Below are 17,529 nucleotides of genomic sequence, written 5' to 3' on the forward strand. Positions count from 1 at the left end.
GAAGTACGAACAGCAGCCGAACACGCGACGGCTGCCTTTTTTAACATTCGGTACATAACGAGTATAATGACGAGGAGGAGGCGTGCCTTTGAGTAGGAGAAAAAAAGAGCGTTCACAAGCGGCATTGGCCTCAGTTGTCAAAATAGAACTGCTGGGACTTCTGATCATCGTTCTGTCCTTGATCGGGCTATTGGAGAGTGGATGGCTGGGCAAAAATGTACTGGCACTTCTATTTCGATTTATTGCGGGCTCATGGGATTTTATCATTCCTGTTCTGCTAATCGGTATGGCCATACATATGATGTTTACGAGAAAGTCACCGAAGCTTACTTACCGCGTCTTAGGCATAGCGCTCATTGGTGTGGCGATTTTGACCTGGGACCACATGATTTTGTACAAACAAATTACCGCAGATGGAAAATTTGCAGAGCAAAGCATTATGAAGGTGACATGGGACAGAATTTGGCTTGATCATGGCCAGAAAGTGTCCACCACTGGGGTAGGCGGAGGAATGGTCGGTGCCCTGTTTTTTGCGGTGACAAATGGTCTTGTTGGAACAATTGGTACTGGTCTCGTGATCGTGTTCCTTTTCCTTGTGGGACTGATGTTTCTGTTCAATCTTTCCTATGTAAACATTTTGATGTTTGCCAAGGACAAGCTCGCGTTGTTTTACGGAAAGGCGAAGCATACAGTGAAGGACTCTGTACAGCTTTTGCAGGAAGAGAGCGAGAAGCGAAAGAAAGAAGCAAAGGAAGCCGAAGAGGCTCGCAAGCAAAAGCAATCGGAGGCAGAGAACGAGGCCATTGCTGTTACGGCGTTGAAGGAGCAAAAATCCCAATCACAGCCTTCTATTCAGGAGGAAGAAATCCAGCAACCGAACGCCCCATTAATTCGTGATTTTACGGATCGGATTGCGCTGGAAGAGGATGAGGAACCGATTGATCCTAGCCATCAAGCGAGAACTGCACAACCAAAAACGAGTCAAGAAATTACGTTTGCGCTTGAAGGAGAAGAAGAAATCTTCGGTACAATAGATACCGGAGAAGAACAGAACACCATACCGTATGAGCTGCCAAGTTTGCAAATGCTCGCAAGGCCCAAAGCGAGTTCAACAGCTAAAGACGTCGATCATACCTCAAACGCGGCAAAATTAGTGCAGACACTGAAGAGCTTTGGCGTCAATGCAACTGTTTCCGAGGTACATCGCGGACCCGCTGTTACACGTTACGAAGTTCAGCCCGCTACAGGGGTAAAAGTAAGCAGGATTGTCAGCTTGACGGATGACCTTGCTTTGGCATTGGCAGCAAAAGATATCCGGATTGAGGCACCGATCCCAGGAAAATCAGCAATCGGTATTGAGGTTCCGAACTCGGAGGTAGCGGTTGTATCATTACGAGAAGTGTTGGAAGCTCCCGAGTATCAAGATGCGCCAGGGAAGCTTACCGTTGCTCTTGGCCGGGATATTTCCGGAGAGCCGATCGTAGCAGATTTGACCAAGATGCCTCATTTACTCGTGGCGGGTGCGACGGGAAGCGGTAAATCAGTATGTATTAACGGATTGATCATGAGTATTTTGTTCAAAGCCAAGCCAGAAGAAGTCAAGCTGATGATGGTTGACCCGAAAATGGTGGAACTGAATGTGTACAACGGAATTCCGCATTTGCTAGCTCCAGTTGTTACTGACCCGAGAAGGGCTTCTGTTGCATTGAAAAAAGTCGTGGCCGAGATGGAACGGCGCTATAATTTGTTTGCCAAAACAGGAAGCCGCAATATCGAAATGTACAATGCACAAGTGGAAGGCGCGCCACTTCCCTATATCGTCGTCATCGTCGATGAGCTTGCGGACTTGATGATGGTAGCTCCGGGAGAAGTGGAGGATGCGATTTGTCGACTCGCGCAAATGGCTCGTGCTTCCGGGATTCATCTCATCATCGCGACCCAACGTCCTTCCGTAGATGTCATTACAGGTGTGATCAAGGCAAATATCCCATCCCGGATTGCCTTTGGGGTGTCTTCGATGGCTGACTCCAGAACGATTCTCGACATGGGAGGAGCAGAAAAGCTTCTCGGTAGAGGCGACATGCTTTCGCTTCCGATGGGGGCATCCAAGCCTACCCGTGTTCAAGGAGCCTTTGTATCCGACAAGGAAGTAGAAGAGGTCGTTCGTTTTGTAAAAGAACAGCAAGAGGTTCGCTACAATGAAGAGATGATCCCGGGTGACGTGCAAGAGGAACAGCAGCCAGTCGTGGATGATGAACTGTACGATCAAGCTGTCCAAATCGTTTCTGAAGCGCAGACGGCATCGGCATCCTTGCTGCAGCGTCGCCTCCGTGTCGGTTATACACGAGCGGCGCGATTGATTGATATGATGGAAGCCCAAGGAGTAGTCGGCCCTTATGAGGGAAGCAAGCCTCGTGAGGTTCGTCTTCCACGTCCGTCCATAGAAAGTAATATTTCATAAAGAGAGACCTTGCCAACATTTGTACTGGCAGGGTCTTTTTTCCTATTTTAGGAGGAAAATCCCTGTCGAAATTAATCATTTTGCATTATTATTCATAAATATTTGGCTTGCATGATACCCGCCCCTCATGTAAAATTTCTAAGAGATTGACGGAAATTGTTGTTATTAAGTCTCATACGAATCAGAGGTCTGACGTCCTACCTGTTGGGATGGCTGAAGGACAGCAGGAGTGAATGATGATGAGCATCAAAGGGAATGTTCGATCACTGTTTCTCTTGGTAATGGACAAGATCAAGAGTGATATCGAAACCGGACTTCTTCGTCCTGGTGAACGCCTCCCTTCTGAAGCCGAACTATCCAAACAGCTTGGTGTAAGCAGGGCGACGCTTCGCGAGGCACTCCGACTTCTTGAGGAAGAGAAGATTGTCATTCGTAGACACGGTGTAGGTACCTTTATAAATTCAAAGCCTGTTTTTTCGGGCGGGATTGGGGAACTCTTTAGTGTGACGGATGCAATCGAGCGTCAAGGATATACAGCAGGAACCTTGATCCTGAAAACATCCTTTGGCGAATCTGCTGAAGAAGAGAGGAAGCGGCTAGCCTTAAATCCGGGTGAAGGCGTTCTCATAGTAGAGCGAATTCGAACGGCTGACGGTGAGCCTGTGGTTTATTGTGTGGACCGCATTCCTGCACATCTGGTGCCCGGGGGCTATGCGGCAAGTGGAGAGTCTATCTTCAAATGGCTGGAGAGCGTAACAGGGGTAAGGATCGCATACGCAGTAGCCGATATAGAACCCATGGGCTACAATGAAAAGGTTTCCAACCTGCTGCATTGCGATAAATCTGCTCCCATGCTCTTGCTCAAACAGATTCATTACGACGAAAGTGAAAAGCCAGTGCTATACTCCCATAATTACTTCAGAGCTGACAAAATTCACTTTCATGTCGTACGGAGACGGTTGTAACAGTGGGGGCAACCTCACTCAACAATTTCATCAACTAAAAACAGGGGGTAATCTCAGATGAAGAAAGTTCTATCCGTGCTTTCTGTGGCAACACTCAGCCTGTCGCTCGTTCTTGCTGGGTGCGGAAGCAAACCAGAAGCACAGCCTCAAGGCCAAACTGGTAGCAATGGAGGCGCTCCAGCCGCTAAAGCTATCAAAGTAGGTATGGTTACAGACGTTGGCGGTGTAAACGACAACTCCTTTAACCAGAGTGCTTGGGAAGGGCTGCAAAAACTCCAAACCGATATGAATCTCCCGAAAGAAAACGTAAACTATCTGCAATCAAAATCAGATGCTGACTATGTACCAAACCTGACTCAATTCGTAAAAGACGGTTGGGATCTGACTTGGGGTATCGGCTTCCTGATGGGTGACCACCTGAAAAAAGTAGCAAATGAAAACAAAGACGCAAAATTGGCGATCATCGACGCTGAAGTAGATGCTCCTAACGTAGCATCTGTACTCTTTAAAGAGCATGAAGGCTCCTTCCTTGCTGGGGTAGTTGCAGCGAAAATGACCAAAACGAAAAAGGTTGGATTCGTGGGTGGCGTTGACATCCCGGTAATCAAACGTTTTGATCTTGGTTTCGAAGCGGGCGTAAAAGCTGTAGATCCAAGCATTCAAGTAGTTAAAGTTTACACGGGTGCTTTTGACAAACCAGACATGGGTAAATCTACGGCTTCCTCCATGTACGGTCAAGGTGTGGACATCATCTTCCACGCTTCCGGCGGTACAGGCGACGGTGTGTTCAACGAAGCAAAAGACCGTAAAGCTAAAGGCGAGAACGTATGGGTAATCGGTGTTGACAAAGACCAATCCCTGACTTTCGGCGACGATGTAACATTGACTTCCATGGTAAAACGTGTTGACGAAGCAGTTATTCGTGTATCGAAAGACCTTTCTGAGGGTAAATTCAAAGGCGGAGTACAATGGCTCGGACTGGCTGAAAACGGTGTAGGTCTGGCTGACACTTCCACGAAGAACGTTCCTGAAGACGTACTGAAGCTGGTTGAAGAATACAAGCAAAAAATCGTTAAAGGCGAAATCACAGTTCCTGACAAGTAAAAAGAAGGAAGCTGCAAACGGACAAGGCTGGTTCGAGCTACTGGCCTTGTCCTTTACCTTCACACTAGACCCGAAAAATGGGGTGAGCATGCATGAACTCGGTAAAAAAAGTGGTTGAAATGAGAGGGATCACAAAACGGTTCCCAGGCATTGTTGCGAATGACAGTATTACGCTGTCTGTAGGTAAAGGTGAAATTCATGCGCTGCTCGGAGAGAATGGCGCAGGCAAGTCCACACTCATGAATATCTTGTTCGGTCTATATCAGCCGGATGAAGGCGAAATTCTGATTAACGAGAAAGTTGTACAGATCACAAGTCCAAGGATTGCAAACGAACTTGGTATCGGAATGGTTCACCAACATTTTATGCTCGTAGAAACATTTACAGTCACGGAAAACATTGTGCTAGGAAATGAACCGAAAAACGGGTTGAAGATAGATATTCAAAGCGCTGAGAAAGCGGTAGAAAAACTGTCGAATCAATACGGGCTCAAAGTTGATCCGAGAGCAAAAATTCAGGATATCTCAGTAGGGATGCAGCAGCGTGTAGAGATTTTGAAAACGCTTTATCGCGGTGCCGACATCTTGATTTTTGATGAGCCTACGGCTGTATTGACGCCGCAGGAAATCCATGAACTTATCGAGATCATGCATAACTTGGTTAAAGAAGGTAAGACGATTATCCTGATCACACACAAACTGAAAGAAATTATGGCTGTATGTGACGCAGTTACGATTATTCGTCGAGGAAAAGTCATTGACTCCGTATTGGTAAAAGATACGAATCCAGACGATTTGGCTGCGAAAATGGTTGGTCGTGAAGTAAACTTCCGCGTCGATAAAACGGAAGCAAAACCAAAAGAAACGATTCTTTCCGTTGAGAATTTGACTGCGATGGGTAACCGTGGAGTGAATGCGCTGAACAATCTCAGCTTAGAGGTTCGCGCTAGTGAAATTCTCGGAATTGCAGGAGTCGACGGAAATGGCCAAAGTGAACTGATTGAAGTTTTAACAGGCTTGCGTAAAGCAACAAGTGGGCGTGTCCTTCTTAATGGAAAAGAGATTACGAATCAAAGTCCGCGTAGCATCTCGGAATCAGGATTGTCGCACATTCCAGAAGACCGGCATAAACGAGGATTGGTTCTTGATTTCACCATGAGTGAAAATATGGTATTGGAAACGTACTTCCATCCAACGTTTTGCAAAAACGGTTTTCTTGATTATGGCGCCATTGACAAGCATGCGGCCAAGCTTATCGAAGAATTCGACGTTCGAACTCCAAGTATTTACACGCCAGCACGTGCGCTCTCGGGAGGAAACCAGCAGAAGGCCATTATTGCCCGCGAAGTGGACAAGAATCCGGATTTGCTGATTGCGGCTCAACCTACTCGTGGCTTGGACGTAGGGGCTATCGAATTTATTCATCGTAGGCTGATTGATCAACGCGATCAGGGAAAAGCAGTTCTCTTGCTTTCCTTGGAGCTGGATGAGGTTATCAATGTGTCCGACAGGATTGCGGTTATTTATGAGGGAGCCATTGTGGGGATTGTCGATGCGAAATCGACAACGGAGCAAGAGCTCGGCTTGATGATGTCCGGCGGAAAAGTAATGCAAGGAGGGGGAAACGATGAATAAAGTCATTGCGGTCTTCACGAAAGAATCGTTTCTCGTTCCTGCCGTTGCGATCATTCTTGGTCTTTTGACCGGAGCAATCGCTATGCTGGCAGGTGGATTTAATCCAATCGATGCCTACACGGCTTTGATTAAAAAAGTATTTGGAAGCGCGTATAACTTTGGTGAAACGATTCGCCAAATTACGCCTTTGATCTTTACAGGATTGGCTGTAGCGTTTGCTTTCCGTACCGGTCTCTTTAACATCGGGGCAGAAGGTCAATTTATCGTAGGGATGATTGCTTCTACTGTCGTAGGTGTTTCTTTTGACCTTCCAGCTATCATTCATGCTCCGCTTGCTATCCTTGCAGGCGCTGTAGCTGGTGGTTTGTGGGGTGCCATTGCCGGTTATTTAAAAGCAGCACGTGGTGTCAATGAGGTTATTACCAGCATCATGTTGAACTGGGTAGCACTTTACTTTGCAAACTGGATCATGAATGCTTTCTTTATTCCAGCAGGCAAGCAAACATCGGAAGAGGTAAAGGATTCTGCGATTATTACCATTGGATGGCTCGCTGAAATGTTTGACAATGCTCGTTTGCACTGGGGTACACTGATTGCCGTACTCGCAGCTATTTTCTTCTATATCATCCTTTGGAAAACAAAATCTGGTTTTGAATTGCGTTCTGTTGGTTTGAACCCGCATGCCTCTGAGTATGCTGGTATGAACGTGAATCGTAATGTTGTAAAGGCCATGTTCATTGGCGGTATGTTTGCTGGGATCGGTGGAGCTACTGAGATTTTGGGCGTTTTCCACTATCAAGCGATTATGACGCAGCATACGGGCTATGGATTCGATGGAATCGCGGTAGCATTGATTGGTGGAAATACTCCATTCGGGGTTATCCTTGCTGCCATATTGTTTGGGGTTCTCACATTCGGCGCGAGCGGCATGCAGTTTAGTGCGGGTGTACCGTTTGAGTTGATTCGTGTCGTGATTGCTTCTGTTATTTTCTTCGTTGCTGCACATGGCATCGTGAAAATTTTCGTTAAGCCGATCTTGATGAAGAAAAAGGAAGGTGGAAACTGATGGATTGGGGATTAATTCTCAGCAACCTGGTTCATGATACCATCGTGTTTTCCACTGCCTTGATTTTTGCCGCATTGGGTGGATTGTACTCAGAGCGTTCTGGTGTCGTGAACATTGCGCTAGAAGGTATGATGATTATTGGTGCTTTTACCGGAGCAGTAATGACCTATGCTTTCCAAGATTCACTTGGTACTTGGGCACCTTGGGTCGGATTTATTGCGGCAGGGATTGCCGGTTGTATTTTTGCACTCCCGCATGCCGTTGCTTCGGTTACATTTAAAGCGGACCAGACCGTCAGTGGTGTGGCCCTGAACTTCTTGGCAGCTGGACTTTCCATCTACCTGACCAAAATTATTTTTGACGGAGCAGGTCAGACAACAACATTGACCGCTGTGTTTAACAAATTCAGTATTCCTGGATTGAGTGAAATTCCGTATCTCGGACATGCCATTTTTGAGGCGTATCCTACTAGCTTTCTAGCTTTCATTGCTGTTTTCGTTACGTGGTATGTTGTATTTAAGACACCATTCGGATTGCGCTTGCGTTCAGTTGGTGAGCATCCGCGTGCTGCTGATACAGTAGGGATCAATGTTAAGAGAATGCGCTACACGGCTGTTATGATCAGTGGTATGCTGGCTGCATTAGGTGGAGCTACCATTTCTTTGACGACAACCAGTAACTTCTCCCATAACACGGTTTCCGGACAAGGGTTTATCGCGATTGCAGCCTTGATCTTTGGTAAATGGCATCCAGCGGGTGCGATGGGAGCAGCCTTGTTCTTCGGTGTCGCTCAAGCGATCAAGTCTTTGGTGCAAATCTTCGGATTGACCAATTACATTCCTACTGAATTTATCTTCATGCTTCCGTACGTACTGACGATTCTCGTGATGGCTGGTCTAGTTGGACGATCCAGTGCTCCAGCGGCCCTGGGCAAACCTTACGATACGGGATCACGTTAATCATTTGTTGACAAAATTTGGCGTCTAGAACCTGTCACTTTCCCTGTGCGATAATTTTTGTGACTGCTTGCGGTCCGCAAAAAAACGGTCCATTCCGTTTTTGCAAATTGTCTGTGGGGAGGGAAAAAGATGAACCGCTGTCTACATAAGTACAGCAGTTATCGATGGAACAGGATTCTAGGCGCTTTTGTTTTTTGCCTGATGATAGCAGTATCCGGTGGAACGGTTTCAGCAAAAGAGCCGGGACCTGTCATTTCTGTCGTTGTCGATGGAAAGGGAGTTCAATCAGATGTATCGCCCATCCATCGAAATGGGCGTATGCTCGTTCCGATACGGGTAGTAGCGGAGGCAACAGGCTCAGAAGTCAGCTACGATGCCGCCACTCAAAAAGTATGGCTCAACAAAAAAGGCAAGCATATATCCCTTACGATCGGCAGCCAGTTAGGGTATGTAGATGGAAAACGTTTGAAGATGGATGTCTCTCCAATCATCATGAATAAGCGGACGCTTGTTCCGATCCGTTTTATATCCGAGGCATTTGGCTATCAAGTCCAATGGGATGAGACTTCAACCGTTGCATACATACAATCCAAACCTGTGGAAGACAAGGCTACGAGTGTGAAATACTCCTTGAATCCATATGTCGTTCAACAGGGTGATACCTTATCAAAAATTGCAGCTCGCCATGACACGAACATGAGTGCCATTCAGAAAAATAACCATCTTTCTTCTGATGAGGTACTGGTGGGCCAAATTTTATTTTTGCCAGAAGGTGCACGAAGAGCTGAGCACTCCATTGCTACAAAAGTCGCCGATGATCAATTGATTGGGGAACAATTTCGGTTTCCTTTCCACAATAATAGTTGGTATGAGCCGTATGGGGATAGCTTTGGTTCCGATCGAGAGTGGACCGAGACGAATAACGGCAGTGTCCGTAGCCACGAGGGCATCGACATTATGGCACCGAAAGGAACGCCGATTTACTCGGTATCCGATGGGACGATCAACAAAGTGGGCTGGAATACGTATGGTGGCTGGAGAGTAAACATTACGGATGAGAATGGCCAATATCGGATGTATTACGCTCATTTGCAGGCGTATGCACCAGGATTGCATGTAGGGAAAACGATAAAAGCAGGACAGCTGATCGGTTTTGTTGGAGATACAGGCTATGGTGGAGCTGGGACAGTGGGAATGTTTGAACCTCACCTGCATTTTGGTCTCTATCGTAACAGCACGGGGAAGGCGATCGATCCATATGATTACTTGCGGATTTGGGAGCAAAATAAAGTAGATAGTCCGCTCTAAAATTGGGACAAACTACTACGGAGTACCTTCACGCTTAAAAGGAGGCCCTTCGTATGTGGACTTGTCCGTACTGTGGGGGAAGCCACGGCTTACCCTTTCACGATGAGCAGTTGGATGGCATGCTCTGTCTTTCGTCTGATTGTGGTCGATTTGTTGAAGAGCATGATACATCGGATGATCCTCGAGACTGGGATGCAATGGATATGTAAGGAAAAGAGTGAACGCCCTTCGTAAAAAGGTGTCGTTCGCTCTTTTTTTATACAATGGAAGCGCTGTGATTTGCGTATTACGGGACTTGCGTGAGCGCATAGGATGAAGCACTGGGATATATAATGGAAGATTCTGATGCTTGATGCCCTAACAATTGGTTACAATAGAGAAGAGTAAGAAGTAAGCTGATGGAGAAGGGAGATTGGACTATGACTGCTACTACAACCGAAATTGCATTTCAAAGCTCCCAAATCAATGGGATGAACGTACATATCCTTCCAACCGAAAAGTTCAAGACAACGACGATCGTGACGATGATTGAACAGGCGCTATCGGAGGAACACGTAACGAAAACAGCATTGCTTGCAATGGTCATGAAACGTGCCAGCGCTCGTTTTCCAGAAACGAAGCTATTGCGAGCACATTTGGATTTCCTTTACGGTGCCATCTTTGATGTCGATGTCATGAAAAAAGGCGAGCGGCAAATTCTGCAAATTTATATGGAAGTACCGAATGAAAAATATTTGTCCAATGAGGCCTCTCTTTTGGAGCAGGCCATCGAATTCGTAGGAGATATGCTTGTCAGACCGTATGTACAGGACAACGCTTTTTCCGAAAAGTACTTGGCACAGGAAAAAGAGACGCTACGAAAACGGATAGAGAGTTTGATCGACGACAAAATGAAGTATGCGAACCAACGGGTGACAGAAGAAATGTGTAAAGGTGAACCCTTCTCTCTTCTCGTCCAAGGCCGTGTGGCGGATTTGCCAAAGATCACGGGTCAGGAGCTGTATCAATATTTTAAAGAAGTAACGACGACGAATCCAATCAACATGTTCGTGGTGGGCGATGTTGATCAGCAGGAAGTAAGCGAGGCTATTCGCAAGCATATCCCATTGGAACGCTCCCAAGCAGGAGAGCTGCAGATCGCATCGACGGTGAAGGACGTATCTGCTGAGCGCGAAGTGATCGATCGACTTGATGTTAACCAAGCAAAGCTCAACATCGGCTGCCGCACGCAGATCACTTATAAGGATGACGATTACCCGACGCTGCTCTTATTCAACGGGATTTTAGGCGGTTTTCCTCACTCCAAGCTGTTTGTCAATGTCCGTGAAAAAGAGAGTCTTGCTTACTATGCCGTATCCAGACTAGAGAGCCACAAAGGGATTCTCATGATTATGTCCGGGATTGATGTTAGCAAATATCAGCGTGCAGTTGAGATAATTAAGCAGCAGCTTGATCTGATGCAACAAGGAACCATATCGGATGAGGAAATGAGCCAGACGCGTGCGACTTTGTCCAACCAATTCCGTGAGCTACTGGACAGTGCACGCGGCATGATTGATTTTACGTACAATGGTGTAATTAGCGGACGTCCTCGGAAAATCGAAGAGCTTTTGGCGGGGATCAACCAAGCGACAATTGAAGATATCAAGAAGGTAGCGAGCAAGGTGACGATCGACACGGTTTATCTGCTGCGAGACAAGAAGGGAGAGGCATAAGATGCAGACCACGGTCTTTGAACAAGTAAATGAAACGGTATATCATGAAACTCTCCAAAATGGATTGCAAGTATATCTGGTTCCCAAACAAGGCTTCAGCAAAACATACGCTGTGTTCACTACTCGCTACGGCTCCATTGATAGCCATTTCCGTACCCGAAGCGGGGAAGAAATCAATGTTCCCGACGGCATTGCGCATTTTCTAGAGCACAAAATGTTTGAGAAAAAAGATCGGGATGTCATGCACGAATTCAGTAAAAACGGGGCGAGCTGCAATGCGTTCACGAGCTTCAATCGCACGGCTTATTTGTTCTCGTGCACAGATAAGCTGGATGACAATCTGAATCTGCTGCTTGATTATGTGCAGGACCCGTATTTTACAGATGCCAGTGTAGAAAAGGAAAAAGGAATCATCGGCCAGGAAATCACCATGTACGATGACAATCCTGATTGGAAGGTGTACATGAACCTTCTAAAGGCCATGTACCAGAAGTATCCGATTAACATTGAAATTGCGGGTACGATCGAGACAATCTCTCATATTACAAAAGAATATTTGTATCAGTGCTATGAAACGTTTTATCATCCTGCCAATATGCTCTTGTTGGTCGTGGGCTCCTTCGAACCAGAAGCGATCATGAAGCTCATTCGTGAAAACCAGGGAGCAAAGGAGTTTCCTCCTGCGCCACAAATCACGCTCGTGTTTCCAGAAGAGCCGGCAGCGCCAGCAGAGGCGAAAGTAGAAGCGTTTCTAACAGTTGGTCTGCCCAAATGCATGATCGGAATCAAGGAAAAGGAAAACGGTCTAACCAAGGAAGCCTTGTTAAAACGCGAGTTGACTACTAAACTGGTATTGGACATCGCGTTCGGTACTAGCTCCGCTGTTTATGAGCGTTTGTATGATAGCGAGCTGATTACGGAAAGCTTTGATTTTGACTACAGCAGCGAGCAGGATTATGCTTATACGATCATTGGTGGAGATACACCTGATCCAGAGCGTTTAGTGGAAACAATCAAAGCGGAAATCGATCAATTGAAGCAAACTGGTATAGCTCAGGACGATTTTGAGCGTGCCAAGCGTAAAAAAATCGGAAACTTCCTGCGTTCTCTAAACTCTGTAGAGTTTATTGCTAACCAGTTTACCAGCTTCAAATTTAACGGGAATGATCTGTTTTCCGTAGTGCCGACCTTGGAGTCGATCACACGCGAAGATGTGGAAAAACGTTTGAAGGAGCATTTTTTAACCGAGCAGATGGCTGTTTCCATCGTTCGTTCCGCTTCGCCACAGGAGTAATGTATTCATGTTCAAGCAAGAGACGCCATGGGCGTTAATTACGGGAGCTTCCGGAGAGATCGGGCAGGCGATCGGTGCCTACCTGATTGATGCGGGGGTTCCCCTTTATCTGCATTACAATCGAAATATGGAAAAATTGGAGCCGTTGGTGCAAAAATGCCAGGAGCGGGGTGTTCCGTTCGGCATCCTCCAGGCTGATCTGCGGGATCCACAGCAAATTTCCGCGATGTTTGCTCATATGCAGGTTGCACCACTGTTGATCGTGAACAACGCTTCAGTGGATGATGTCGGATTATTTACAGATGTGACTGTGGAGAAATTCGATGACCTTATCGCACTCAATGTTCGATCCACTTTTTTGGTCTGCCAAGCTGCTGTTCCAGCTATGCTGCGTGCAAGGTATGGGCGTATCGTCAACATTTCTTCTATTTGGGGGCTTACGGGTGGTTCGTGTGAGGTGCTGTACTCCATGACCAAAGGAGCAATTAATACGTTCACCAAAGCTTTGGCAAAGGAAATGGCACCTAACGGAATCACGGTAAATGCAGTCGCCCCAGGAGCTATTGCTGGTGGAATGATGGAGCGCTTTTCTCCAGATGAAATGGAAATGATCGCGGAAGAAATACCGGCCAACCGGCTCGGACAACCCTATGAGGTAGCAGCAGTCGTGCGCTTTTTGCTATCGGCGGATTCCAGTTATGTGACAGGGCAAGTGATTAGTCCAAACGGTGGATGGTACACGTAGAAGGTAAGTATGCATGAATAAAATACGAGAAATGATGGAATTCTATCTTTTGTGTGGGCAGCAAATCTGTTCGCAACGTACAAAAGGAGGGAATTTCCCTATGTCGATTCTTGACAATTTTAGCGACTGGAAAGCGTTTCTCGGAGATCGGGTAGAACAAGCGAAACAAGCCGGGATGGAAAGCGATACGCTTCAAAATGTAGCTTATCAAATCGGTAGCTATCTGTCTGAGCAAGTAGACCCGAAAAACGATCAGGAGCGCCTGTTGAAACAGCTGTGGGACGCAGGTGATCAACAGCAGCAACAAGCTTTGGCATCACTCATGGTGAAGCTTGTTCAGAATCGCAATGACGCGAACGCTGGCAACTAGCCATTCAAATCCCCTACTTTTGGGGATTTTTCTTTTCGCGATTGTCGAATGAAACGAACGTGATATACTACATAAGAAGAGAATTCTGGCTGGCGGAGAGGATTGCATATGGAAGCGAAGAAAGAATGGTACATGGAGTATGAGATTGCCCGTAACCGTCCCGGTCTCTTAGGGGACGTATCTTCTATTCTGGGGATGTTGAACATCAACATTGTGACGATCAATGGTGTGGATACCATGCGTCGAGGTATGCTGCTCTTGACCGATGATGATGAAAAAATGGAGGTTTTGCGCAACGTTGTGCAAAAAATGGACAACATAACCATAACGAGGTTACGTCCCCCGACAATGCTGGATCGCTTGGCTGTTCGCCACGGTCGCTATATAGAACGGGATAGCGAGGACAAAAAAACGTTTCGCTTTGTTCGTGAGGAGCTGGGCTTGCTGGTCGATTTCATGGCAGAAATCCTTAAGAAGGAAGGTCATCAGCTCATCGGGATTCGTGGAATGCCTCGCGTAGGGAAGACTGAGTCAATGATTGCTGCCAGCGTATCCGCCAATAAACGTTGGACATTTATTTCCTCTACTTTGTTGCGCCAGACGGTGCGGAGCTCCTTAGCCATTGATGAAATGTCTACTGATCATGTATATTTGATAGATGGAATTGTCTCAACGCTGCGATCGACAGAAAAGCACTTTACCTTGCTTCGGGAGATTATGAACTTTCCTGCCGCAAAAATCATTGAGCATCCGGATATATTCGTAAGGGAATCAGAGTATCAACTTGATGATTTCCATTACATTATTGAGCTGCGTCATCATCCGGATGAAGAGATTACATATGAGCTTATCAACAATCGCGGCTTTGATAATTTCGAAATGAATTAAGGAGGGGCAGCTGTGTCTGAGCTAGGTCAAGTCCTGCAAAGGGCCCGCGAAGAAAAAGGAATCACGCTCGACGACATCCAACGTATCACCAAGATACAGCGGCGATATTTGGAAGCAATTGAAAGGGGTCATTTTCACGTACTTCCTGGCCACTTTTACGCGCGTGCATTTATAAAGAGTTATGCGGAAGCTGTCGGTCTAGACCCGAACCACATCCTGAATCACTTTCAGTCCGATTTGCCGGCCCAGCCACCTACAGAGCAAGTAGAGCGACTGCGTCGCAGAAGAGTTGCTTCAGCGAACAATCCATTACAAGCGGGGCGATGGGTTACCAAAACCTTGCTCGTATTGTTTATTGCCTTGATTATCGGGGTTATTTATTTCGCTGTCGTCAACAACAACGGAGGTCAGTTGACTCAGCCAATGCCGGGTGGAACAGTTAACCCTGGAGCGGAAATTGTTACGCCTGGCACTGGTGGTGGAGCGGCAACATCCCCGATTGCTCAACAACCAAAGCCTCCTTCTATTACGACACCGAATCCTGAAACAGGAACAAACCCACCTGAGAACGTTACGGAAACTCCTCAGGCAACCATCACATTTGAATCGCAGCAAGGATCGATGTATAACTATTCCTTGCAAGGTGGAGAAAAAATTACGGTTTATCTGAAGGTGAAAGACGAAACAAGCTGGTTTGGTATTTCGGAAGGAAAAGGCAAAACGTATGTTGAGCAGGGCACGCTCAAGAAGGATCAGGAAAAAACGATTGAGCTGGGGAAATCCGCTTATATTCGTTTGGGCAAACCGACTGTAGTGGAATTGAAGGTGAACGGAGTCTTGGTAGACACGTCTAAAATGAAGTCAATGCCGTCCAATCTTACGATGAAAATAAAAGAGGCGGTCACCCAGTAGGCAAGCATATGCTTGCCTTTTGTACTTTTCTCTTTTTTGACACTTCCTTTAGGCTTATATTATACTGGATAGGTGTAATATGGGTTGGTGTGACCAATTGGAGGAAAAAAGATGACAGAGAAGGTAGGCACGCGTGAAAAAGTAGCGATTGTTACGCTGGGCTGTGAAAAGAATCTCGTTGATTCGGACATGATGGCCCATCTGATAGATGAAAAAGGCTATGAACTGGTTGATAACCCGGAAGAAGCAACTGTGGTCATCGTCAATACCTGCGGTTTCATCGATGCAGCCAAGGAAGAATCCGTAAATAAGATTCTGGAAATGGGTGAATTGAAGGAATCCGGCAAACTGAAATCGCTTGTGGTGGCAGGCTGTCTCACACAACGTTACAAAGAGGATATCTTGAACGAGATTCCTGAGGTGGATGGCATTGTCGGAACAGGCGATTTTATGTCGATTACTGGTATTATCGAAGAATCACTAGAGGGCAAGAGACCGATTTTTGTAGGAAATCCCATTTTTACGTACGAAGATGTAGTGAAGCGGAAAGTAAAACAAGGCACGTACTCCGCATATATTAAAATTGCCGAGGGCTGCGACAACGCCTGTACCTTCTGCTCGATTCCTTTGATGCGTGGAGGATTCCGCAGTCGTACAATCGAGTCCATCGTGGAAGAAGCTCGTCATTTGGCCGCACAAGGGGTCGTAGAAGTAAGTCTGATCGCACAAGATTCTACGAACTACGGAACGGATATTTACGATGGAAAGTTGATGCTTCCTGAACTTTTAAACCGTCTGGCAGAAGTAGAGGGCATCGAGTGGATTCGTCTTCACTATGCATACCCTGGATTTTTCACGGATGAATTGATCCACACCTTTGCTACCAATCCAAAAGTGTGTAAATACGTAGATATGCCTTTGCAGCACTCGGAAGACCATATTCTCAAAAGAATGCGTCGCCCTGGAAGACAGACGGACATTCGTGCGCTGGTAGCAAAAATTCGCGCGCAGGTTCCAGATGTTGCGCTGCGTACCTCTTTGATCGTAGGGTTCCCTGGGGAAACAGAGGAAGACTTCGAGCGTCTGAGCGAGTTTGTCAAAGATATCCGCTTTGATCGACTGGGTGTGTTTACTTACTCCAACGAGGATGACACTCCAGCTTCCCGTCTGCCTGATCATGTAGACGAAGAAGTTAAGGAAAAACGTGCGAACATGCTGATGGAAATTCAGCGTGAAGTAGCCGGAGATCGCAACGGACGCTTTGTTGGCCAGGTCTTGGATGTTTTGATTGAACGTTACGAAGGACGTAACGATATTTATGTAGGTCGAACACAGTATGACGCTCCGGAAATCGATGGTGAAGTATTCGTCACTGGTTTTAAAGGCGAACTGGGCTCCATCGTAAAAGTAAAAATAACACACTCCTATGAATACGATTTAGCCGGGGAGGTAGTCTAGGTGAATCTCGCCAACCGCATCACCCTCGCCAGGATCTTTCTGGTGCCGGTAGTTATGTTTTTTCTGCTGGTGCGTTACAACATCGGGACATTTTCGATTGGCAGCCTGACGATGACGTATAACGAGCTGATTGCGGCTTTGGTGTTTATCCTAGCAGCCAGTACGGACGGACTCGACGGTTATATTGCACGGAAAAAGAAAATCGTGACGAACTTGGGGAAGTTTCTGGACCCGCTTGCTGATAAGCTTTTGGTTTCTGCAGCACTCATTTCACTCGTTGAGATGCAGCGTTTGGAAGCGTGGATTGCGATTGTCATTATCAGCCGGGAGTTTGCGGTAACGGGTCTACGGCTAGTTGCTGCGGCAGAAGGACAGGTAATTGCTGCGAGTGCATTGGGTAAACTGAAAACATGGGTGCAGATCGTAGCGATTACGGCTGTCATGATTCGCAACTTCCCATTTGGGTTCTTCGGTATTCCGTTCGACGAAGTAGCTACTTGGGCGATGGTGATCATCACGATTTACTCCGGGTACGACTACTTTGCGAAAAATCGTAACGTGATCCAATACTCGTAATGCGGGTATTGGTCTCTTTTTTCACAAGACTCTTCTCTTGAGCGTTTGCAAGTGATAAACTGTTAGTTTAGAGG

Annotated in this window: 16 protein-coding genes; all 16 read left to right on the plus strand. The window is 46.6% G+C overall.

All coding sequences use genetic code 11. The features are described from left to right. Positions 1-82: 82 nt before the first annotated feature. Positions 83-2,461 carry an FtsK/SpoIIIE family DNA translocase gene (locus tag C7R91_RS03000; protein ID WP_047067800.1) on the plus strand — a complete coding sequence of 793 codons (2,379 nt, stop codon included), beginning with the start codon at positions 83-85 and terminating at the stop codon, positions 2,459-2,461. Between the two features lie 239 nt (positions 2,462-2,700). Then, the gene (locus C7R91_RS03005; RefSeq protein WP_017249274.1) at positions 2,701-3,426 is read left to right on the plus strand and encodes a GntR family transcriptional regulator; all 726 of its coding nucleotides are present in this window, start codon (positions 2,701-2,703) and stop codon (positions 3,424-3,426) included. A gap of 57 nt (positions 3,427-3,483) precedes the next feature. After that, entirely contained in the window at positions 3,484-4,530 is a 1,047-nt protein-coding gene (locus C7R91_RS03010) for a BMP family lipoprotein (RefSeq protein ID WP_047067797.1), read from the plus strand. Positions 4,531-4,622: 92 nt separating this feature from the next. Continuing rightward, positions 4,623-6,164 (plus strand): ABC transporter ATP-binding protein, encoded by a 1,542-nt coding sequence (locus tag C7R91_RS03015; RefSeq protein WP_047067795.1) that lies wholly within the window; start codon positions 4,623-4,625, stop codon positions 6,162-6,164. Further along, complete coding sequence (locus C7R91_RS03020; protein ID WP_047067793.1) at positions 6,157-7,230, plus strand: ABC transporter permease; 1,074 nt, start codon at positions 6,157-6,159, stop codon at positions 7,228-7,230. Before C7R91_RS03015 ends, C7R91_RS03020 begins: the two co-directional genes overlap by 8 nt. Further along, entirely contained in the window at positions 7,230-8,189 is a 960-nt protein-coding gene (locus C7R91_RS03025) for an ABC transporter permease (RefSeq protein ID WP_047067791.1), read from the plus strand. The genes C7R91_RS03020 and C7R91_RS03025 overlap by 1 nt, the downstream gene beginning before the upstream one ends. Positions 8,190-8,318: 129 nt before the next feature. Beyond that, the gene (locus tag C7R91_RS03030; protein ID WP_047067789.1) at positions 8,319-9,497 is read left to right on the plus strand and encodes a stalk domain-containing protein; all 1,179 of its coding nucleotides are present in this window, start codon (positions 8,319-8,321) and stop codon (positions 9,495-9,497) included. A 53-nt stretch (positions 9,498-9,550) separates the two neighbouring features. Continuing rightward, positions 9,551-9,706, plus strand: coding sequence for a hypothetical protein (locus tag C7R91_RS29245; protein ID WP_162837737.1), 156 nt, complete (start codon positions 9,551-9,553; stop codon positions 9,704-9,706). Between the two features lie 210 nt (positions 9,707-9,916). Beyond that, positions 9,917-11,212, plus strand: a complete 1,296-nt coding sequence (yfmF, locus tag C7R91_RS03035) for an EF-P 5-aminopentanol modification-associated protein YfmF (protein WP_047067787.1) — start codon at positions 9,917-9,919, stop codon at positions 11,210-11,212. A 1-nt stretch (position 11,213) separates the two neighbouring features. Continuing rightward, complete coding sequence (gene yfmH / locus C7R91_RS03040; protein ID WP_047067785.1) at positions 11,214-12,506, plus strand: EF-P 5-aminopentanol modification-associated protein YfmH; 1,293 nt, start codon at positions 11,214-11,216, stop codon at positions 12,504-12,506. A 7-nt stretch (positions 12,507-12,513) separates the two neighbouring features. Next, positions 12,514-13,251 carry an elongation factor P 5-aminopentanone reductase gene (gene ymfI, locus C7R91_RS03045; protein ID WP_047067783.1) on the plus strand — a complete coding sequence of 246 codons (738 nt, stop codon included), beginning with the start codon at positions 12,514-12,516 and terminating at the stop codon, positions 13,249-13,251. A 100-nt stretch (positions 13,252-13,351) separates the two neighbouring features. After that, on the plus strand, positions 13,352-13,621 hold the full coding sequence (locus C7R91_RS03050) for a DUF3243 domain-containing protein (RefSeq protein WP_047067780.1): 270 nt from the start codon (positions 13,352-13,354) through the stop codon (positions 13,619-13,621). Between the two features lie 108 nt (positions 13,622-13,729). Continuing rightward, entirely contained in the window at positions 13,730-14,509 is a 780-nt protein-coding gene (locus tag C7R91_RS03055) for a YmfK family protein (protein WP_016743377.1), read from the plus strand. A 12-nt stretch (positions 14,510-14,521) separates the two neighbouring features. Beyond that, a complete protein-coding gene (locus tag C7R91_RS03060; protein ID WP_047067778.1) occupies positions 14,522-15,421 on the plus strand; it encodes a helix-turn-helix domain-containing protein in 900 nt (299 codons plus the stop codon). Positions 15,422-15,532: 111 nt separating this feature from the next. After that, positions 15,533-16,879 carry a 30S ribosomal protein S12 methylthiotransferase RimO gene (rimO, locus tag C7R91_RS03065; protein ID WP_047067776.1) on the plus strand — a complete coding sequence of 449 codons (1,347 nt, stop codon included), beginning with the start codon at positions 15,533-15,535 and terminating at the stop codon, positions 16,877-16,879. Further along, the gene (pgsA, locus tag C7R91_RS03070) at positions 16,880-17,455 is read left to right on the plus strand and encodes a CDP-diacylglycerol--glycerol-3-phosphate 3-phosphatidyltransferase (RefSeq protein ID WP_047067774.1); all 576 of its coding nucleotides are present in this window, start codon (positions 16,880-16,882) and stop codon (positions 17,453-17,455) included. The last annotated feature ends 74 nt before the right edge of the window (positions 17,456-17,529 follow it).

This window comes from Brevibacillus formosus (assembly GCF_003013405.1).
In the GTDB taxonomy this organism is placed as follows: domain Bacteria; phylum Bacillota; class Bacilli; order Brevibacillales; family Brevibacillaceae; genus Brevibacillus; species Brevibacillus formosus.